Origin of the sequence: Microbacterium sp. MMO-113 (genome assembly GCF_037148555.1) — a bacterium.
Lineage (GTDB): Bacteria > Actinomycetota > Actinomycetes > Actinomycetales > Microbacteriaceae > Microbacterium.
Genome location: NZ_JBBCTD010000004.1, coordinates 30,385 through 49,879, shown reverse-complemented (window position 1 = coordinate 49,879; position 19,495 = coordinate 30,385). Strand labels below are relative to the sequence as shown.

20 protein-coding genes are annotated in these 19,495 nt (G+C 70.0%); 7 read left to right on the top strand and 13 right to left on the bottom strand.

The features are described 5' to 3' along the window. Nucleotides 1–366: 366 nt before the first annotated feature. Nucleotides 367–2,010: a phosphoglucomutase (alpha-D-glucose-1,6-bisphosphate-dependent) gene (gene pgm / locus WFJ36_RS13940; RefSeq protein WP_336643519.1), complete on the bottom strand. Its 1,644-nt coding sequence runs from the start codon at nt 2,008–2,010 to the stop codon at nt 367–369. A 45-nt stretch (nt 2,011–2,055) separates the two neighbouring features. Here pgm and pheA point away from each other — a divergent pair, with 45 nt between their 5' ends. Next, the gene (pheA, locus tag WFJ36_RS13935; RefSeq protein ID WP_336643518.1) at nt 2,056–3,039 is read left to right on the top strand and encodes a prephenate dehydratase; all 984 of its coding nucleotides are present in this window, start codon (nt 2,056–2,058) and stop codon (nt 3,037–3,039) included. A 187-nt stretch (nt 3,040–3,226) separates the two neighbouring features. Here the strand turns inward: pheA and WFJ36_RS13930 are convergent, their stop codons facing one another. The 5 genes from WFJ36_RS13930 to WFJ36_RS13910 all read right to left on the bottom strand — a co-directional run bounded on the left by WFJ36_RS13930 (nt 3,227) and on the right by WFJ36_RS13910 (nt 6,630). Continuing rightward, nucleotides 3,227–3,433: a methyltransferase gene (locus tag WFJ36_RS13930; RefSeq protein WP_336643517.1), complete on the bottom strand. Its 207-nt coding sequence runs from the start codon at nt 3,431–3,433 to the stop codon at nt 3,227–3,229. Nucleotides 3,434–3,533: 100 nt separating this feature from the next. Continuing rightward, the gene (locus WFJ36_RS13925) at nt 3,534–3,866 is read right to left on the bottom strand and encodes a hypothetical protein (RefSeq protein WP_336643516.1); all 333 of its coding nucleotides are present in this window, start codon (nt 3,864–3,866) and stop codon (nt 3,534–3,536) included. Nucleotides 3,867–4,838: 972 nt separating this feature from the next. Further along, nucleotides 4,839–5,876, bottom strand: coding sequence for an LLM class flavin-dependent oxidoreductase (locus WFJ36_RS13920; protein WP_336643515.1), 1,038 nt, complete (start codon nt 5,874–5,876; stop codon nt 4,839–4,841). A gap of 36 nt (nt 5,877–5,912) precedes the next feature. Next, nucleotides 5,913–6,140, bottom strand: coding sequence for a DUF2795 domain-containing protein (locus WFJ36_RS13915; protein WP_071329940.1), 228 nt, complete (start codon nt 6,138–6,140; stop codon nt 5,913–5,915). Nucleotides 6,141–6,207: 67 nt separating this feature from the next. Further along, nucleotides 6,208–6,630 carry an Hsp20/alpha crystallin family protein gene (locus WFJ36_RS13910; protein WP_060922486.1) on the bottom strand — a complete coding sequence of 141 codons (423 nt, stop codon included), beginning with the start codon at nt 6,628–6,630 and terminating at the stop codon, nt 6,208–6,210. 124 nt (nt 6,631–6,754) lie between these two features. Here WFJ36_RS13910 and WFJ36_RS13905 point away from each other — a divergent pair, with 124 nt between their 5' ends. Further along, nucleotides 6,755–7,048, top strand: a complete 294-nt coding sequence (locus tag WFJ36_RS13905) for a MerR family transcriptional regulator (RefSeq protein ID WP_071329941.1) — start codon at nt 6,755–6,757, stop codon at nt 7,046–7,048. Between the two features lie 56 nt (nt 7,049–7,104). Continuing rightward, a complete protein-coding gene (locus WFJ36_RS13900) occupies nt 7,105–8,835 on the top strand; it encodes a cation:proton antiporter (RefSeq protein WP_071329942.1) in 1,731 nt (576 codons plus the stop codon). A gap of 171 nt (nt 8,836–9,006) precedes the next feature. On the opposite strand, the gene WFJ36_RS13895 is transcribed toward WFJ36_RS13900, so the two are convergent. From WFJ36_RS13895 to WFJ36_RS13870, 6 genes are all read right to left on the bottom strand, one after another. Then, nucleotides 9,007–10,428, bottom strand: coding sequence for a dicarboxylate/amino acid:cation symporter (locus WFJ36_RS13895; RefSeq protein WP_336643514.1), 1,422 nt, complete (start codon nt 10,426–10,428; stop codon nt 9,007–9,009). A 142-nt stretch (nt 10,429–10,570) separates the two neighbouring features. Next, a complete protein-coding gene (locus WFJ36_RS13890) occupies nt 10,571–10,912 on the bottom strand; it encodes a hypothetical protein (RefSeq protein WP_292790617.1) in 342 nt (113 codons plus the stop codon). A 162-nt stretch (nt 10,913–11,074) separates the two neighbouring features. Then, nucleotides 11,075–11,311 (bottom strand): helix-turn-helix domain-containing protein, encoded by a 237-nt coding sequence (locus tag WFJ36_RS13885; RefSeq protein ID WP_071329944.1) that lies wholly within the window; start codon nt 11,309–11,311, stop codon nt 11,075–11,077. Then, nucleotides 11,308–12,060, bottom strand: coding sequence for a hypothetical protein (locus WFJ36_RS13880; RefSeq protein WP_336643513.1), 753 nt, complete (start codon nt 12,058–12,060; stop codon nt 11,308–11,310). The genes WFJ36_RS13885 and WFJ36_RS13880 overlap by 4 nt, the downstream gene beginning before the upstream one ends. After that, the gene (locus WFJ36_RS13875) at nt 12,060–12,695 is read right to left on the bottom strand and encodes a hypothetical protein (protein WP_336643512.1); all 636 of its coding nucleotides are present in this window, start codon (nt 12,693–12,695) and stop codon (nt 12,060–12,062) included. Before WFJ36_RS13875 ends, WFJ36_RS13880 begins: the two co-directional genes overlap by 1 nt. After that, a complete protein-coding gene (locus WFJ36_RS13870) occupies nt 12,695–13,303 on the bottom strand; it encodes a hypothetical protein (protein WP_336643511.1) in 609 nt (202 codons plus the stop codon). The genes WFJ36_RS13875 and WFJ36_RS13870 overlap by 1 nt, the downstream gene beginning before the upstream one ends. A 174-nt stretch (nt 13,304–13,477) precedes the next feature. Here WFJ36_RS13870 and WFJ36_RS13865 point away from each other — a divergent pair, with 174 nt between their 5' ends. From WFJ36_RS13865 to WFJ36_RS13850, 4 genes are all read left to right on the top strand, one after another. Then, nucleotides 13,478–16,009 carry an ATP-dependent Clp protease ATP-binding subunit gene (locus tag WFJ36_RS13865; protein ID WP_071329948.1) on the top strand — a complete coding sequence of 844 codons (2,532 nt, stop codon included), beginning with the start codon at nt 13,478–13,480 and terminating at the stop codon, nt 16,007–16,009. Nucleotides 16,010–16,210: 201 nt separating this feature from the next. After that, the gene (locus tag WFJ36_RS13860; protein WP_259955273.1) at nt 16,211–16,711 is read left to right on the top strand and encodes an amino-acid N-acetyltransferase; all 501 of its coding nucleotides are present in this window, start codon (nt 16,211–16,213) and stop codon (nt 16,709–16,711) included. Nucleotides 16,712–16,772: 61 nt separating this feature from the next. Further along, nucleotides 16,773–17,417: a hypothetical protein gene (locus tag WFJ36_RS13855; protein WP_336643510.1), complete on the top strand. Its 645-nt coding sequence runs from the start codon at nt 16,773–16,775 to the stop codon at nt 17,415–17,417. Between the two features lie 242 nt (nt 17,418–17,659). Continuing rightward, entirely contained in the window at nt 17,660–18,070 is a 411-nt protein-coding gene (locus WFJ36_RS13850; RefSeq protein ID WP_071329951.1) for a dehydrogenase, read from the top strand. A gap of 18 nt (nt 18,071–18,088) precedes the next feature. Here the strand turns inward: WFJ36_RS13850 and radA are convergent, their stop codons facing one another. Then, nucleotides 18,089–19,456, bottom strand: a complete 1,368-nt coding sequence (gene radA, locus WFJ36_RS13845) for a DNA repair protein RadA (RefSeq protein WP_336643509.1) — start codon at nt 19,454–19,456, stop codon at nt 18,089–18,091. Between the last annotated feature and the right edge of the window lie 39 nt (nt 19,457–19,495).

Sequence of the window (19,495 nt, the reverse complement as noted above, 5' to 3'; positions counted from 1 at the left end):
CTCCCCAGCGTCCCCCGGGCCCGTTTTCGATCCCGCCCCAGGGGTGGTCGGCGGGACGGGATCGAAAAGGCCCCTCCGGAACCCCCGGCGAGCCCGTTTTCGATCCCGCGCGGGGAGTGGCGGACGGATCGGTGCCGACGGTCCGACGCGCGACAACAGGAGGGGCCCCGTCGCCCGAGCGTGCGCGGAACTCGACGGTCCGGCGTGCGGGATGAGGAATGCTCCCGCGAAACGCTGACGAGGGTCCTTCTTGATCCCGCACCGGCGCCCCCACGGCGCGGGATCGAAAACTCCCCCCGGCGGCTGCCGAGGAGAGCGGTTTCGATCCCGCAGCACGCCCGGGAGACGGCGCCGCGGGAGGGAGGCTCAGTCGCCGAGGGCGGCGGACACCACGGCGCGGGCCTCGGCCTGCACCTCGGCGAGATGCTCCGGGCCCCGCAGGCTCTCGGCGTAGAGCTTGTACACGTCTTCGGTTCCGGACGGCCGCGCGGCGAACCAGGCGTGCGGAGTCTGCACCTTGAGGCCGCCGATCGCCGCACCGTTGCCGGGGGCGTGCGACAGCTTCGCGATGATGTCCTCGCCGGCGAGCGTGGTCGCGGTCACCGATTCCGGGGCGAGCTTGCCGAGCGTCGCCTTCTGCTCGGGGGTCGCCGGAGCATCGACGCGCTGGTAGGCGGACGAGCCGAAGGCGTCCTCCAGTTCCGCGTAGCGCTGCGAAGGGGTCTTGCCGGTCACCGCGAGGATCTCGGCCGCGAGCAGGCAGAGGAGGATGCCGTCCTTGTCGGTGGACCACACGGAGCCGTCGTGTCGGAGGAACGAGGCCCCCGCCGACTCCTCGCCGCCGAACGCCACGGAGCCGTCGAGCAGTCCGGGCACGAACCACTTGAAGCCGACCGGAACCTCGAGCAGACGCCGTCCGAGCGACTCGGCCACGCGGTCGATGATCATCGACGACACCAGCGTCTTGCCGACCGCGGCCTCGCGCGGCCAGTGCTCCCGGTGCGAGAAGAGGTAGTCGATGGCGACGGCGAGGAAGTGGTTCGGGTTCATGAGCCCGGCGTCGGGGGTGACGATGCCGTGCCGGTCCGCGTCGGCGTCGTTCCCGGTGAGGATGTCGTAGTCGCCCTTCTTCGCCACGAGCGATGCCATGGCCGACGGCGACGACGGATCCATCCGGATCTTCTCGTCCCAGTCCAGGGTCATGAAGCGCCACGTGGGGTCGACCTCGGGGTTGACGACCGTGAGATCGAGTTCGTGCATCTCGGCGATCAGCGACCAGTACTCCACCGACGCGCCGCCCAGCGGGTCCGCGCCGATGCGCACGCCGGCGCGGCGGATCGCCTCGATGTCGATGATCGACGGGAGGTCGCGCACATAGGCGTCGCGGAAGTCGTATCCGGTGATCGCGTCCCAGTCCACGTCGGCGAAGCGCTCGCGGCGCACGGCGGTCAGGCCGTCCGCGATGAGCTGGTTGGCGCGGTCGGCGATCCAGCCCGTCGCATCGGTGTCGGCGGGACCGCCGTGGGGCGGGTTGTACTTGAAGCCGCCGTCGCGGGGCGGGTTGTGCGAGGGGGTCACGACGATGCCGTCTGCGCGACCCGGGTCGTCGGCGGCGCGGTCGCGGTTGTACGTGAGGATCGCGTGGCTCAGCGCGGGGGTCGGCACCCAGGAGTCCCGGGCGTCGACGCGCACGTCCACGCCGTTCGCGAGCAGGACCTCGATGGCGCTGCGCTCCGCCGGGAGGGAGAGCGCGTGGGTGTCGCGCCCCAGGAAGAGCGGACCGGTGATGCCCTGCGCGGCGCGGTAGTCGACGATGGCCTGCGTCGTGGCGAGGATGTGGTTCTCGTTGAAGCTCTTCGTGAGCGACGAGCCGCGGTGCCCGCTGGTGCCGAACACGACCCGCTCGCTCGCGACATCCGGATTCGGCACGCGGTCGTAGTAGGCGGCGATCAGCTCGTCGACGTCGATCAGGTCACTTTCCTCCGCGGGGAGGCCGGCACGGCTGCTCATGCTCTCAGTCTGCCCCGTGCGGCGGATGCTCGCATCCGGCTTGACATGCGCGATTGCGATGAGTCACCGAAGGATAGGCTGAACGCCGTGACTGCACGCCGAACCTACAGCTACCTCGGACCGGCCGGAACCTTCACGGAGGCGGCGCTCGACCAGGTGGCCGAAGCCAGGGGGCAGGACTGGCGACCGGTGCACAACGTGGGCGAGGCGCTCGCGGACGTCCTCGAAGGACGCAGCGACGCCGCCATGATCGCGATCGAGAACTCCATCGAGGGCGGGGTCTCCACCACCCAGGATGCGCTGGCGACGCTGCCAGGGCTCCGGATCATCGGCGAGTACCTCGTCCGGGTGAACTTCGTCCTCGTCGCACCGCGTGGCACGACACTCGACCAGGTCGAGGTCATCGCCGCGCACCCCGTCGCCTACGCGCAGTGCCACGGATGGCTCGGTGAACACCTCCCGACCCACTCGCATGTGCCGGCGGCGAGCAACGTCGCCTCGGCCATCGGCGTCCTCGACGGCACCTCGCCCGCGCAGGCCGCGATCGCCGCCCCCGGCATCGTGCAGCACTATGACGTGGAGGTGCTCGCCGAGGGCATCGGCGACAACGCGGCGGCCGTGACCCGGTTCGTCCTCGTCACCCGCACCACGCGTTCGCCCGCGCCGACCGGTGCCGACAAGACCTCGCTGATCGTCGAACTCCCGCACGACCACCCTGGTTCGCTCCTCGAGATGCTGGAGCAGTTCTCGACGCGCGGCATCAACCTCTCGCTCATCGAGTCGCGGCCCATTGGCGACGAGCTCGGCCGGTACCGGTTCGTGATCGACGCGGACGGCCACATCGAGCACGAGCGGATGGCCGACGCCCTGCTCGGGATCCGTCGCTTCAGCCCCCGCGTGGTGTTCCTCGGGTCGTACCCGCGTGCCGACCGGCAGATCGTGCAGTATCCCGACCGCTACTCCGACGAGGTCTTCATCGAGGCCCGCGACTGGCTCCGCGGCATCCTCTCCGGCGAACCCGAGTCCTGACGCGGCCCGCACCCGCGTGCCTCCCGCGTGCGTGCCTCCCGCGTGCGGGATCGATAACGCGCGTTCGCCGAACGATCTGCGCCCGTTTTCCAGCCGGAACGCCCCGCCGCTCGGACTGCCGGGATCAACATTGCACCTCATGCCGTCCGGGGAGGCACTCTTTCGATCCCGCACGACGAGGAGCGGGTCAGTGCTCCTGGAATCGCGGCCAGGCGCTGCCCGGCAGCATACGAGCGTGCAGCGCGCCCTTCGCGGAGGCGAGACTGGGATAGGTCCCGGACGCCGCGTCCGCTCCCGCCATGGTCACCACATAGCCGTTCTCATCGTGGCGGATGCTCCCCACCACCCCGTTCGTCCCGTACGCGACCCAGAGTGCGAGTGTCTTGGTGCTCATCGTCGAACCCCTCTCTCTGCCGCCGAGGCTACGCCTCCCTGACATCCGGAGCCAGCCCCCTCATCGCGGAGAGGACCGAACGCCCATCCGTGAGCACGCCTCAACCCCGGATGCCGTGGCGAACCGTGAATGCGCGACGCACACGGGCGGCGAGGGCGGCGCCACCGTCGCGCAGATCGAGCTCGGTGACGCGGATCACGAGCCATCCGTGGTCCTCAAGGTCGCGCTGACGCCGGATGTCGATCCGCCATTGATCACGGTCCGTCCGATGGCCATCGCCCTCGTACTCGATGGCGATGCGGCATTCGGGGTAGGCGAGGTCGACCCGGGCGAGGAAGCGTCCGTCCACGGAGACGACGTGCTGGATCGCGGGCTCCGGGAGGTCGAAGCTCGTGAGGAGCAGCCGGGTCTCGGTCTCCTTCGGCGACTCCACGCCCGGTCGTGCGAATGCCAGCCCATCGCGTATGCGACCGCACCCGGGAAACCGCCCCCATCGCGTTAGCTGTCGATCGATGGTCTCGATGGTGGCGACCGGCCGACCCGTCCGCAGCCCCGGATAGGCGTCGGACGATGTGAGCAGGGCGTCGAGCGCGACGACCATCGGCACGGAGACGAACTCCCGCGCGCAGAGGAAAAGTGCGCTGACCGGATCCACCGTCGGAACTCCGTGGAGGTGCCATGTGTCGGCCCTTCCCGGCGCGATGCGGCGCCCTCGGACACCGATCGTCCGGGGCGGCGAGGTCCCGGTGTGCACGGCGACGTCGAGGGGCTCATCGGGGGACCATCGGACGGACGCGGGGAGTCTCCACAGTCGGAGAGCCGTGCGCCCGGCGAACGCCTGACCCTCGCGAAGACGCGGCAGGTAGGAGGCGACTCGACCGTCGAATGTGGAGGCTTCCCCTGTCGATCGCACTCCGGCGAACGGTCGCGCGAGGTCTCGGCTGGAGTATCTCTTCCGCCCGACCCCGATGGCAGCGGCATCACGGACGGCGAAGTGAGGGCCGAGCTCGGGCGGGAGGGGCACACGGTGTCGCATCCGTCCATGCTGTCCGTGCATGATCGGCGTCCCGGCGGAGGACCGTCCTCAGCCCGGCTTTTGTGGAAAACACGGACTGACTGGCGATTGTGGCGGAGGTCCTGCTCCCGCGCCGGATCAGAAATGTCCCTTTGGCCGCGGCCGAAGGCACGCTTTCCGTCCCGTATGCCGACACAGCGAGGGGTCCGCGGCGACGACGACGACGGCAGGCGCGCGGGATCAGAAGGGTGCCGCGGGACGTGCGCGGGGGACCGTTATCGATCCCGCACCAAGCGACCGATCGGACGCGGGATCAGAAATGTGCCGTCTCAGCCGTGTGGGGGAGCGTTAGTGATCCCGCGACGGAACTCCCGTCCCGCGCGACGCGGGTCACGCGCCGGCGACGAGCTCCAGCGTCTGAGCGCGCCCCGCGGCCGAGTCCTTCGGCTCCGCGTCGTAGGCCCCGGCGACGGGGGAGAGCATGACCTCGTCCACCCCGTAGGTCGCCGCGAAGGAGCGCACCTCGGCGGCGACGGACTCCCCGGTGCCGACGAACCACCGCGACCGCGCGGCCTCGACCACCTGATCGGTCGCGGCGTCGTGCTCCGCGGCGAGGGCCTGTTCGACGGTCTCGAGCGCGACGAGCGGCTGGTTGAGCCGGAGCCGCGCCATCATCCGCAGCTGCGGGAGGGCGCGGGCCTCGGCCTCCTCCGCCGTGGGGGCGGCGACGGCGTTCACGGTGAGGAAGGTCCGCGGCTCCGGGTGCTCCTCGCTCCGACGGTAGTTCGTGCGGTAGAGGTCGAGGGCGCGTTCCAAGCCCTGTCCGGAGAAGTGGTTCGCGAACACGTACGGCAGGCCGAGGGAGGCGGCAAGCTGTGCGGAGTAGTCGCTCGAACCCAGCAGCCACACCTCGGGCACCCCGGTCGCGGCGGGGGTCGCCCGCACGGTGTACTCCCCGCCGGAGGTGAAGCGCACGGTGGCGCCGTCGGCGGTGAAGAGCGCCGCGATGTCCTGCACGTGGCGGGGGAATTGCTCCACGTCGCTGGTGGTCCCTGACCCGCGGAGGAGCTGGGTGATCACGGGGTCGCTGCCGGGGGCGCGGCCGAGGCCCAGGTCGATGCGGCCGGGCGCGATGGCTTCGAGGGCGGCGAACTGCTCGGCGACGATCAGCGGCGCGTGGTTGGGCAGCATCACGCCGCCGGAGCCGAGGCGGATGCGCGAGGTGCGCGTGGCGGCAGCCGCGATGAGGACCGGCGGCGTGGTCGAGGCGACCGCGGGCATGTTGTGGTGCTCGGCGAACCAGTAGCGGCGATAGCCGAGCCGGTCGGCGGTCGCGGCGAGGGAGAGGGAGGCGGTGATGGCCTCGGCACTGGTCTGGCCGGAGCGGACCGGCACGAGGTCGAGGACGGAGAGGGCGACGTCGTTCATCCCCGGATGCAACCTCGGCGGCCGCTCCGGCATTCCCTAGGCGGCGAGGCGCGAGGCGGGGGTGAGCGCGTCGGCGAGAGCGTTCCTGGCGAGGCGATAGCGGATGAGCCAGGCGGCGCTGAAGCTCTGCTCCGGCAGGTCGCGGAGTGCGGCGCGGTCCTCCGCCGGCAGCCCGTCCCGCGTGGCTTCGCGCAGGAGGTCGTCGCGGGTCGCCGGGTATTCCATGTCGGCGAGGAAATGGTCGAGGGTCGAGGAGAGTGCCATGGGTCGTCCTTTCCGTAGGAAGAGAGGAGAGCAGCGGGGGCGGTGCCGCAGCACCGCCCCCGGGGGATCAGGCGTCGATCGCCTGGCGCTGTTCGCCGGACTCGACGGTGATCTTCCGCGGCTTCGCCCGCTCGCTGACGGGGATGACGACCGACAGGACACCGCTCTCGTACGAGGCGCTGATGTTGTCGAGGTCCACACCGTCGCCGAGCGAGAACTGGCGCAGGAACGACCCGGCCCCGCGCTCGCGGGCGAGCCAGCGCACGCCTTCGCGGGTGTCGGCCGTGCGCTGGGCGCGGATCGTGAGCTGCCCGCCGTCGAGGTCGACGTCGATGGAGCCGGGGTCGGCTCCGGGCAGGTCGGCGTGCAGGATGTAGCGGTCCCCGTCGCGGTACAGGTCCACCGGCATCGACCGGGGCGCGCGCACGGAGTCCAGCACGCTCGCGGCGAAGCGATCGAGCTGGCTGAAGGGATCGAAGGTCAGTGCCATGAGGTTCTCCTTTCGTGCGGCCCTGCAAGGGCTGAGGTGGCGTGCAGATTATCTGCACTTCAGGTATAGATTTGTTATAGAACACGCGTAGAAACTTCGCAACCCCCGAACCGAGGACTCCCGGATGACCGCACCCGACTCGCGCACCCCGCTCTACGGCATCGCCGTGGCCGCCCAGCTCGTCGACCTGCCAGAGGCGACGATCCGGCTCTTCGAGAGCAAGGGACTCCTCGCGCCGGCCCGCAGCGACGGCGGCACGCGCCGCTACAGCGACGACGACATCACCCGTCTGCGCCGCGCGGCCGCGCTCCGCGGCGACGGCATCAACATCGCCGGGATCGCCCGGGTCCTCGACCTGCAGGATGAGAACGCGGGCCTCCGCCAGGCTCTCGACGCGGGCGGACCGGAACCCGACTGACACTCGGGCCACCCTGCGGCGACAGGGGGCGCCGACGACGCCGCTACGCTTTCCGCATGGAAGCCGGGATCTTCTACGTCCTCGTCGGAGCCGTCGCCGTGGCCGCCGTCGCGCGGTGGCGCGGATGGCCGGCTCCGCTGCTCGTGACCGTCGTCGCGCTCGCCGCGTCGTTCCTGCCGTTCGTGCCGGAGCTGGAGATCGACGGGCACCTGCTGCTCGGGCTGGTCCTGCCGCCGCTGCTGTATTCCGCCGCCCTCGACGTGTCGTTCGTCGGGTTCAAACGCAGCCTGCCGCAGATCCGTCGCCTCGGGATCTGGCTCGTGCTGCTCACCGCGTTCGCCGTGGGGCTCGTGGCTTGGTGGATCCTGCCGTCGCTCACGCTGCCCGGCGCGCTGCTGCTGGGCGCCATCGTCGCCCCGCCGGACGCGGTGTCGGCGGCGGCGATCGGCCGTCGTCTCGGTCTGCCCCGCCGCATCATGACGGTGCTGTCCGGGGAGAGCCTCATCAACGACGCGACCTCGCTCACGCTCTACCGGGTGTTCGCCGCGATCCTCGCCGGGGCGACGCTGTCGATCTGGGATGGCATCGGGCAGTTCCTCCTGGCCGTCGGTGTGGGGGTGGGCATCGGGCTGATCTTCGGGATCGTCCTGCACCAGCTCCGGATGCGCATCGGCGACCCGGTGGTTATCGGCACGTTCGGTCTGCTCGCCCCGTTCGGTGCGTACAACATCGCGGAGCATCTGCTCGGCTCCGGCGTCCTCGCGGTCGTGGCCATGGGGCTGTTCGTCGGCTTCAACGCCCCGCGCACCGACTACACGACCCGGCAGCAGGAGGCGCCGCTGTGGCTGTCGGCCGACCTGCTGCTGGAGAGCTTCGTGTTCGCCTACATTGGCCTCCAGTTCCCGCGGGTGCTCAACGACCTCGGCAGCGAGTCGGTGGGGCACATCCTCCTGCTCTCCGGCGCCGTGCTGCTCGTGGTGCTCGTCGTCCGGCCGCTCTACATCTATCCGATCAGCGCGTGGTCGAACTTCCAGGACCGTCGTCGGCTCGCCCGCATGGATCGCGGCATCGCGTCCGGGGAGTTCGACGAACGGCGACGGCGGTCCCGGCGGTGGCGCGACCAGAGCACGGATGAGCTGCGGACGCAGATCGTGCGGGAGCGCATGGCCGGGCTGCGGCTCACCTGGAAGGACAACGCGGTCATCTCGTGGGCCGGCATGCGGGGCGTGGTGACCCTGGCGATCGCGGTGGCCGCCGCCGATCTGGCCGGGCTCGATACCGAGGCCTCGCACGCCATCGTCGTCGTCGCCTTCATCGTCACCGTCGGCACGCTCCTGCTGCAGGGCCTCACGCTGCCGCTGCTCATCCGGCGGCTCGAGATCGCGGGGGACGAGGAGCACGAGGAGGACGTCGCGGCGCTGGAGATGGTCAAGGCCAAGAGCCGCGAGGCCGGCAAGGCGTACCTCGCCGAGAAGCGCCGCGAGTGGGAGCAGAAGCACGGCGAGGTCGACCTCGGCATGTTCGATGCGTTCACGAAGCGCATGACCCGGGTGGAGAAGGACACCGACGACGCGCAGCAGGTCGAGGACTCCGTGGCCCGCCCGTCCTACGACGACCTCGTCGCCCTGACCAAGGGATGGCTGCAGGTACGGCGGGAGATCCTCGTCGCGGAGCGGGACGCCGGCGAGCTCGACGAGGAGGTCATGCGGGAGCTGCTGGCCGCCATGGACGCCGAGGAGCTGGCACTCGACACCCGTGGCGCGACCCGCCCCCTGAGCCGCAACTGACCTCTCCTCTTCCCCCCCTTCCCCTCGACCCACCCCCTTCCGGTCGACCCACCCCTTTCCGCCCGTGCGTAGAGGGCCGGGGCGCACGCAAAGGGGTGGCTCGACAGGGAGGGAGATGAAAAGAGCGCCCCACCTTCGAGAGGAAGGTGGGGCGCTCGTGAGGAGACCGGGTCAGCGTGCGCCGGCGGGCTCCGGGGTGGAAGCGGCGTCGGCCTCGGGGGCGTCGTCGCCGGAGTCGTCGGCGAAGGGCAGGCCCTCGCGCGGCGCGTTGTAGAGCTCCTCGTCGAGGATGCCCTCGCGCTTCGCGACGATCGCGGGGACGAGGGCCTGACCGGCGACGTTCACGGCCGTGCGGCCCATGTCGAGGATCGGGTCGATCGCGAGCAGCAGGCCGACGCCCTCGAGCGGCAGACCCAGGGTGGACAGCGTCAGCGTGAGCATGACGACCGCGCCCGTGGTGCCGGCGGTGGCGGCGGAACCCACGACCGAGACGATCACGATCAGCAGGTACTGCACGAAGTTCAGCTCGATGCCGAAGAACTGCGCGACGAAGATCGCGGCGATGGCCGGGTAGATCGCGGCGCAGCCGTCCATCTTCGTCGTCGCGCCCAGCGGCACGGCGAACGAGGCGTAGGAGCGGGGCACACCGAGGTTGCGCTCGGTCACGCGCTCCGTGAGGGGGAGCGTGCCGATGGAGGAGCGGCTCACGAAGGCGAGCTGCACCGCCGGCCACACACCCGAGAAGTACTGCTTGATGGAGAGGCCGTGCGTGCGCACCAGGATCGGGTACACGACGAACAGCACGAGCGCGAGGCCGATGTAGACGGCGGCCGCGAACCAGCCGAGCGACGCGAGCTTCTCCCAGCCGTACTTGATGACGGCGGAGCCGATGAGGCCGAACGTGCCGAGCGGGGCGATGCGGATGATCCACCACAGCACGCGCTGGATGACCTTGAGCAGAGACTCGGTGAAGACGAGGAACGGCTCCGCCTTCTTGCCGGCCTTGAGCGCCGCGATGCCGACGACGGCCGCGACCACGATCACCTGGAGGATGTTGAAGCCGACGCTCGAGGTGAACGCGCCCTCGGTGGCTCCGGGGGAGGTGCTGACGGTCAGGCCGAGGAAGTTCTGCGGGATGAGGCCGAGGAGGAAGTTCCACCAGGTGCCGACCGTGTATGGCTCGCCCGGCTCCAGGCCCTCGCCGGCGCGGCTGCCCGGCTGGATCACGAGACCGAGGACGATGCCGATGATGACCGCGATGAAGGCGGTGATCGCGAACCACAGGATCGTCTGGCCGGCGAGGCGGGCGGCGTTCTGCACGCGACGGAGGTTCGAGATGCTGGCGACGATCGCGGTGAAGATCAGCGGGACGACGGCCGCGCGGAGCAGCGTGACGTAGGAGCTGCCGATCGTGTCGAGGGTCGCCGACAGGCCGGTCGGGTTCTCGGCCGTGGCGCCGAGCTGGCGGCCGATCAGACCGGCGGCGATGCCGAGGACGAGGGCGGCGATGATCTGGAAGCCGAACGAGGTCAGCAGCTTCCGGACCGGCCCGCGGGTGTCTGGCGCCTTCTGGGCGCGTGCGGTGGTGCTCATTGAGGTGGGGACTCCAGAATCGCGGCGCGCCGGGTGCACGCCATGAGGCTCAACGCTAGGAGAGCCTGAGAATTCCCTGGGCGGTTATGACGAAGGATGACGGCCGCCCTCCCAGGCCGTCACCCTTCGCTGCGTGCCGCCCTCAGGGCGTGACGCAGTCCTGGAGGTTGTCCTGGATGATCTGGGTCGTGAGGGCCTTGTCGGCCTCGTCCCGCTGCTTGTCCTCGCCGTCGGCGATGTAGCCGAGCGTCTCGTCGCTGAGGTCGGAGTCGACGAGGGCTTCCGCCAGGCAGGTGGCGGCGTCGTCGGTCATGGCCTCCTCCTGCGGGGTGCCCTCGAAGACCTTCTGGATGCCGTCGGCGACCTCGCCGACCGAGGGACGGCTCTCTCCGGCGCAGGCGGCGAGGGAGAAGGCGAGGGCAGCGGCCGGGACGATCGCCAGGAGGCGGAGGCCGCGACGCGAGGGGATGCGGGTGCTGGTCATGAGGAGACCGTACTCACTCACAGCCGACTCATAGAAGGGGCTTGCAATCCGCCGCGTGACCGTGCTCGCCCGCCCGCCGACCCACCCCTCTTCGTGCGTCCCGGCCCCCTGCGTGCGTCCGTAAGGGGCCGGGGTGCGCGGAAGGGGGTGGGTCGAGAGGGGTCAGCGGTCGGCGAGGACGAGGAGGTCGCCGACCTCGCAGTCGAGCGCCTCGCAGATGGCCCGCAGCGTGGAGTAGCGGATCGCGCGGGCGCGGTCGTTCTTCAGCACGGACAGGTTCACGATGCTGACGCCGACGGCGGCGCTCAGCTCCGTCAGCGTCATCCCGCGGGCGACCAGCAGCTCGTCCAGACGGCAGTGGATGCCGGTGAACTCGTCGTCGCTCTCCGCCGGGCTCACACCAGGCCCTCCGTCTCGCGCTCCAGGGCGGCCCGCTCCTGCTCTACGCGCATGCCCTGACGGAACACCGCGGCGAGGGCGAGGAGGCCGAGCGCCGCGGCGAACGGCAGCGGTGTGACGGTGAGCCAGTAGGTGTGCGGGTACCAGGTGCTGTCCGCCGGCAGGGCCTCGCGCAGTCCGGTGGTGGCGGCGATGCCGTTGAGGAGATCCGAGAGCACGCCCAGCACCGCGAACGCGATCGCACCCCCGACGAGGGCGCGGGTCACGGTGCGGGAGAACGCGCGGCCGCGGAGGGTGTGGAAGCAGATGAGCGCGAGGACCACGGCGGGGATCGTGGTCAGGGCGAGGGTGCTGAGCTGTGCGGCTGCGGCGAGGAGGCGCAGCCCGAGCGAGGCGTTGCCCACCGTGAAGTCCGACAGCTCCGTGCCGCTGCACGTGAGCATCGTCGTCGTGCTGTCGCCGTACTCCGAGCACGGGAGGCTCGAGGGCCAGTCGAGGAAGACGATCGTCCGGCCGTGCAACTCCGCCCAGTCCACCGCGAAGGCCTTGACGACGAACGACACCGCCCCCAGGGCGGACAGCGTGATCCACCACCCGGACAGCGTGAGCGCCGCGTCGAGGGCGACCGTGCGGCTGCCACGGCGACGGCTGTTCCAGACCACGAGGGCGACGACGGCCGCACACACCGCGAGCGCGATCCCGATGTTGAGTAGAGACGGCCAGACGGCCTCCGAGCCGAACGAGATCATCAGACCAGTCCCTCCGTCTCCTTCTCCAGCACGACCTTCTCCTGTTGCAACCGGATGCCGCGACGGAAGGCGACGGCGATGAGGCCGACGGTGACCCCGGTGGCGAAGATGGGGGCGACGGCCCAGAACTCGATCGGATGCACCGGTTTGCCGTCGCCCAGGCTGAGGGCCGCGGTCACGCCGTTGCGTCCCATCGTCTCGAGCATCACGATCGCCATCGGTGCGAGCACCAGCGTCCAGCCGATCACGTCGAAGGCGCGCGCATTGCCCGCCACGAAGAATCGTCCGCGGAGGAAGTTCCAGGCGACGAGCGTGACCGCGCCGATGACGGCGACGGCGGCCAGAGCCCACAGCGCGATGGCGGCGACGATGGCGGCGATCGACACGCCGTTCACTCCCGTCGCGAAGACCATCGCCTCCTGCGCGATGCCCTCGATCGAGATCTGCCCGGAGTCGGTGGTCGCCGAGATCGGCTGTTCGTCGATGGGGATCGACCACGCGATGCCGGCGTCGCGGAAGGTGCTGCCCACGCGGAGCGTCGTCGCGAGGCCGACAGTCACGAGGGCTGCCGCCGCATAGAGGATGACGGTGATCGCATCGGCCCGCTCGGAGCGGGTGGCGGTGACGGCGGCCATCAGACCAGTCCCTCCGTGTCGCGCTGCAGGCGATCCCCGACGACGAAGACCGTCCCCACGATGGCGGCGGCGAAGGCCCCGAGGAGATAGGGGAACGGCTCGACGGTGAGCACCGCGGTGTCGAACGACCCCTCGGTCACCTGGGCCATGGCGGCGCCGGCGAGCATGTTGTCGAAGAAGCGGGCGGCGGCCGCCCCCACGAGGGCCAGGATGGCCGCCCCCATCACCAGCCTCGTGTTCGTGCGATCGAAGACGGTCCCGCGCAGGATGCGCAGGCTCAGGGTGATCAGAGCGGCGACGAGTCCTGCCGCGGTGACCGCGAACGCGATCTGGCCGAGCACGCCGGGCACGACTCCGGTCGCGGGGAGACCGGTCACCGTGACCACCCCCGCATCGATGACGACGGGGAGGCTCTCCTCGTCTGCGGTCGCGATCGCGGGCGCATCGATGAACTCCACGCTGACAGGGATCGTCGCCTGTGAGGTGAGCTCCACGATCCGCACCGTGGCCAGGCAGACGGAGGTGATCGCGATGAAAGCTCCCACCAGGATGAACAGCGCCAGCGCCACGCGGTCCCCCGTCGACAGCGTTCGTTCCGTGTTCCGCACGTCGGCTCCTCCCAGTCCGTGTTTATCGACTTTCGTTAACATAACGACTGTCGATAAACCCGTCAAGGCCTCGCTATGCCCACGGCGAACACGGGCATACCCGCCATTTCTGGTCGTTACTCTCGATGTACAAGCGCTTCATGCGTCTTCGCCCCGTGCGAATAAGGAGTCAACATGTTCGAGAGATTCACGGACCGAGCCCGTCGAGTGGTCGTCCTCGCCCAAGAAGAGGCGAAGATGCTCAACCACAACTACATCGGCACCGAGCACATCCTGCTCGGCCTCATCCACGAGGGCGAGGGCGTCGCAGCCAAGGCGCTGGAGTCGCTCGGCATCTCCCTCGACGCCGTGCGCGAGCAGGTGCAGGACATCATCGGCCAGGGTCAGCAGCAGCCGACCGGCCACATCCCGTTCACGCCGCGCGCCAAGAAGGTGCTCGAGCTGAGCCTCCGCGAGGCCCTGCAGCTCGGTCACAACTACATCGGCACCGAGCACATCCTTCTCGGCCTCATCCGCGAGGGTGAGGGCGTGGCCGCTCAGGTGCTCGTCAAGCTGGGCGCCGACCTCAACAAGGTGCGGCAGCAGGTCATCCAGCTGCTCTCCGGCGCTCCGGGCCGCGAGCCCGCGTCCGTCGGCGCGCAGTCCAACGACACCCCCTCGGGTGCGCAGGGCGGCTCGCAGGTGCTCGACCAGTTCGGTCGCAACCTCACGCAGGCCGCGCGCGACAACAAGCTCGACCCGGTGATCGGGCGCGAGAAGGAGGCGGAGCGGGTCATGCAGATCCTCTCCCGTCGCTCCAAGAACAACCCCGTCCTCATCGGCGAGCCCGGCGTCGGCAAGACCGCCGTCGTCGAGGGTCTCGCCCAGGCGATCGTCAAGGGCGATGTGCCCGAGACGCTGAAGGACAAGCAGCTCTACTCGCTCGACCTCGGCTCGCTCATCGCCGGTTCCCGCTACCGCGGTGACTTCGAGGAGCGCCTGAAGAAGGTCACCAAGGAGATCCGCACGCGCGGCGACATCATCGTCTTCATCGACGAGATCCACACCCTCGTGGGTGCGGGTGCCGCCGAGGGCGCGATCGACGCGGCCAGCATCCTCAAGCCGCTGCTCGCCCGCGGTGAGCTCCAGACGATCGGTGCCACCACGCTCGACGAGTACCGCAAGCACTTCGAGAAGGACGCCGCGCTCGAGCGCCGCTTCCAGCCGGTGCAGGTGAACGAGCCGACGCTGCCGCACGCGATCAACATCCTCAAGGGGCTGCGCGACCGGTACGAGGCGCACCACAAGGTGCAGATCACCGACGGCGCGATCGTGGCCGCGGCGAACCTCGCCGACCGCTACGTCTCCGACCGCTTCCTCCCGGACAAGGCCATCGACCTGATCGACGAGGCGGGCGCACGTCTGCGTCTGTCGATCCTGTCCAGCCCGCCCGAGCTGCGCGAGTTCGACGAGAAGATCGCCGCCGTGCGCGAGCAGAAGGAGATCGCCTCCGAGGAGCAGGACTTCGAGAAGGCCGCCTCGCTGCGCGACGAGGAGAAGAGCCTCCTCGCCGAGCGTCTGCGTCTCGAGAAGCAGTGGCGTGCGGGCGACGTCGCGACCCAGGCGGTCGTCGACGAGGGCCTGATCGCCGAGGTGCTCGCCCAGGCGACCGGCATCCCCGTGTTCAAGCTGACGGAGGAGGAGTCCAGCCGACTCGTCTTCATGGAGAAGGCGCTGCACCAGCGCGTCATCGGTCAGGAGGAGGCCATCGCGGCGCTCTCCAAGACCATCCGTCGTCAGCGTGCCGGCCTCAAGGACCCGAAGCGTCCCTCCGGCTCGTTCATCTTCGCCGGCCCCACGGGCGTCGGAAAGACGGAGCTGGCCAAGGCGCTCGCGGAGTTCCTCTTCGACGACGAGGCCGCGCTCATCTCGCTCGACATGAGCGAGTTCGGCGAGAAGCACACCGTCTCGCGGCTCTTCGGTGCCCCTCCCGGGTTCGTGGGCTTCGAAGAGGGCGGCCAGCTCACCGAGAAGGTGCGGCGCAAGCCGTTCAGCGTGGTCCTCTTCGACGAGATCGAGAAGGCGCACCCGGACATCTTCAACTCGCTGCTGCAGATCCTGGAAGAGGGTCGCCTCACCGACGGTCAGGGTCGGATCGTGGACTTCAAGAACACGGTCATCATCATGACCACGAACCTCGGTGCGCGCGACATCGCCGGCGGCCCCGTCGGCTTCCAGATCGAGGGCAACAACGCCACGAGCTACGAGCGGATGAAGGGCAAGGTCAACGAGGAGCTCAAGCGGCACTTCAAGCCCGAGTTCCTCAACCGCGTCGACGACATCATCGTCTTCCCGCAGCTGAGCAAGAGCGAGCTGGTGCAGATCGTGGACCTGTTCACGAAGCGCCTCGGCGAGCGTCTGCTCGACCGCGACATGACGATCGAGCTGTCGCAGTCCGCCAAGGAGCGCCTGATCGAGATCGGCTTCGACCCGGCCCTGGGTGCTCGTCCGCTGCGTCGCGCGATGCAGCACGAGATCGAGGACCGTCTGTCGGAGAAGATCCTGCACGGCGAGCTCGACTCGGGTGACCACGTGAAGGTCGACGCGAAGGACGGGGAGTTCCTGTTCGAGCACGGCCCGCGCGGCGAGAAGGTCGCGGTCGGCGTCAACACCGGCGGCGGCGCGATCTCGGGTACGCCCGACCTGGCGATCACCGGCAACGACTGATCCTCGACACGATCACCCGAAGGGGCGGATGCGACGGCATCCGCCCCTTCGTCGTCTCCACCCCGTCGCGTCTGGGCACAGCTTCGGAGATGAGAGACGACACACGGGGCGCGGCTCCCTGGCGCCGGGGTGTCGGCCGGGATCTCCGAAGCTGTGCCGCGTCTGGGAGTCGTCGGGAGGGGCGGGTCCTAGGCTGGTCGGGTGAGCGCGTACATCGTCCGGCCGGCCCGCAGCGCCGACATCGTCAGCATCCGGAACCTGCTCCAGCCGATGGTGGAGCAGCGCATCCTGCTCGGCAAGGACCTCGCGGTGCTCTACGGCGCCGTGCAGGAGTTCGTCGTGGCCGAGGCCGACGGTGAGCTGATCGGCTGCGGGGCTCTGCACGTGATCTGGGAGGACCTCGGCGAGGTGCGCACCCTGCTCGTCCGCGACGACTGGCTCCACCACGGCGTCGGACGGGCGATCGTCGAGCAGCTCGAGGAGAACGCGCGCGCGCTCGGGCTCACCCGCCTGTTCTGCCTCACGTTCGAGGTCGACTTCTTCGGGCGTCGCGGCTTCACCCCGATCGGGGAACAGGTCGTCGACCCCGACGTGTACTCGCAGCTCCTGCGCAGTGGCGACGCCGGAGTCGAGGAGTTCCTCGATCTGGCGCACGTGAAGCCCAACACGCTCGGCAACACGCGCATGCTCAAGGTGCTCTGAGGCCGGGCCGACCGCCTCGCGCCTCCCAGGCTCGCGGAGGGGGATCGCTTAACCTGGAGGCATGCCCCGTCACTCCGCCGCCGTGTACCGCCGTCGGCGGCTGGTCGTGCTGCTCGGGCTGATCCTCGTCGTCGCGCTCGTCGGCGGCTCCGTCTGGCTCCTCATCGCCCGGCCGTGGGCGGCCACCGGCGCGCAGGAGCCGGCGCCCGCGCCGACCTCCTCCGCCTCTCCCGGACCCACGCCGTCCGGTTCGGCCTCCCCGGCGCCTTCGCCATCCACCGACGCCACTCCGGCTGTCGTCGCGTGCGAGGCGAAGGACGTCGAGGTGAAGGCCGTGACGGACGCGGAGTCGTACGCCGACGGCGCGTCGCCGAAGCTCTCCATCTCGCTGACCAACAAGGGTGCCAGGGACTGCACGATCGACGTGGGCTCCACGACCCAGGTCTTCACGGTCTCCAGCGGCTCGGACGTGTGGTGGCGTTCGACCGACTGCCAGGAGAACCCGAGCAGCATGATCGCCACACTCACCGCCGGGTCCACCGTGGTGAGCAAGGAGCCGGTGGTCTGGGATCGCACCCGATCCAGCGTCGAGACCTGCGCGCAGGAGAACCGGCAGCGCGCGCCCGGCGGTGGCTCCTCATATCACGTGGGTGTGTCCATCGGTGGGTTCCCCAGCGCCACCACCACCCAGATCCTTCTGTTCTGAGAGCCCCGACCGGTACTTGTGCTGACAGGGCCCGGTCTTTGGGATACCATAGAGGTGACTCTCCCGCTATGCGGCAACATGCCATCCCCAGTGGCGTCGAATCACAGCGTCCCCAGCGCTTCGACACCGCCGCTCGAGAGTCCGAGGGCCCTCTCGAGTACCCCAGTCCCCAATGGAGGACTCGAGAGGGCCCCAATCTTTCTCCGGCGCCGCCACGCCGCCCCGATGCCTAAGCTGGAACCATGGCAGCGAAGAAGTCGAAGTCCGCGAAGAAGAAGCCCGCGCCCGAGGACTTCCGGTCGGAGGCTCTGGCGCTCGCCCTCGAGAAGCAGGACGTCGCCGCCGTCGCCCTCGCGCTGCGCCACGGCACCACGGTCGTCCCGCTCATCAAGCCCGGAGCCCGTGACAACCCGCTCGACAGCGGCGAGGTGTGGACCTATCGGGACCCGAACTCGGGTGACCTCGCTCTGCTGCTCTTCAGCGACGCGAAGAACAAGCCCGCGAACCTGCCGCCCGGCGTCGGCATCTACGACGCCGCCTGGCTGCGCGCCTTCCTCTCCGCGCACCCGATCACGACCGTGTTCCTCGACATCGCGGGACCGCACCCGATGCAGGCCGACCCGGTGGAGCTGCTCAAGGCGCTCGACGCCTGACCCGGGCGGTCCTCCGGCTCAGAACGGCGGGATATCGTGGTCGGGACGACGGGTGCTGTTGCGTGCCCGGATGTCGCCCAGCGCCGCGCGCAGGGTCTTCGAGCGGTCATCGACCACCTGCTCGTAGCCGAGTCGGGCGGCCTCGGACCGCCGCTGCGCCGCCTGCGTCACCGGCCGCACCTCGCCCGCGAGGCTGAGCTCGCCGACGGCGGCGACCGTGCGCGGAACCGAGATCATCTGGATGGACCCGGCGACGGCGATCGCGATGGCGAGGTCGGCCGCGGGTTCGGTGAAGCGCACGCCGCCGACCGTGGACACGTAGACGTCGAGGCTGCCGGTGGGCACGCCCGCCCGTCGCTCCAGGATCGCCAGCACCATGGCCACCCGTGAGGAGTCGAGGCCGTGCACGATGCGGCGCGGGTTCGGAGCGTTGCTCGGCACGGTGAGCGCCTGCACCTCGACGGGGAGGGCACGACGGCCCTCGAGGGAGATGGCCACACAGGTCCCGGGTTCGGAGGCGCCCTGCGACAGGAAGAGACCGGAGGGGTCGGGGACCTCGGCGATCCCGTCTCCGGTCATCTCGAAGCAGCCGACCTCGTCGGTGGGACCGAAGCGGTTCTTGAGCGCGCGGATGAAGCGCAACGAGGTCTGGCGGTCACCCTCGAAATGGCACACCACGTCGACGAGGTGCTCCAGTACCCGCGGCCCCGCCACCTGGCCGTCTTTCGTCACGTGCCCGACGATGATGATCGGCAGATCGCGCTCCTTCGCCACCCGGATCAGGGTTGCGGCCACCTCCCGCACCTGGCTGGGCTGGCCGGCAGCGCCGTCGGTGAGGGACGACGACACGGTCTGCACGGAGTCGACGATGACGAGCTGCGGCTGCACATCGTCGATGTGACCGAGGATGGTGGCGAGGTCGGTCTCGCTCGCGAGGTAGAGCTCATCGTGCAGGGCCCCCGTCCGCTCCGCCCGCAGGCGCACCTGGGCCGGCGACTCCTCGGCGCTCGCGTAGAGCACCCGACGCCCGCTCCGCGCGGCCTGCGCGGCGACTTCGAGCAGCAGGGTGGACTTGCCGACGCCGGGCTCGCCGCTGAGGAGGATCGCGGCACCCGGCACGATGCCCCCGCCGAGCACCCGGTCGAACTCGCCGACCCCGCTCGTGCGGCGCGGCGCGTCCTGCGTCGTGATCTGCGTGATCGGGCGCGCCGCGCGATCGGCGGTCGGAGCGAGCGCGTTCACGCGTCGGAGGATGCCGGTCTGCGCGGCCTGCTCCTGCACCGTGCCCCACTGCTGGCACTCCCCGCAGCGACCGACCCACTTCGCCGTCGTCCACCCGCACTCGGTGCAGACGTACGCGGGGGGAGCGGGTTTCCGGGTGGCCATGCCCTCAGGCTATCGGCGGCATCAGACATCCCTATCGAC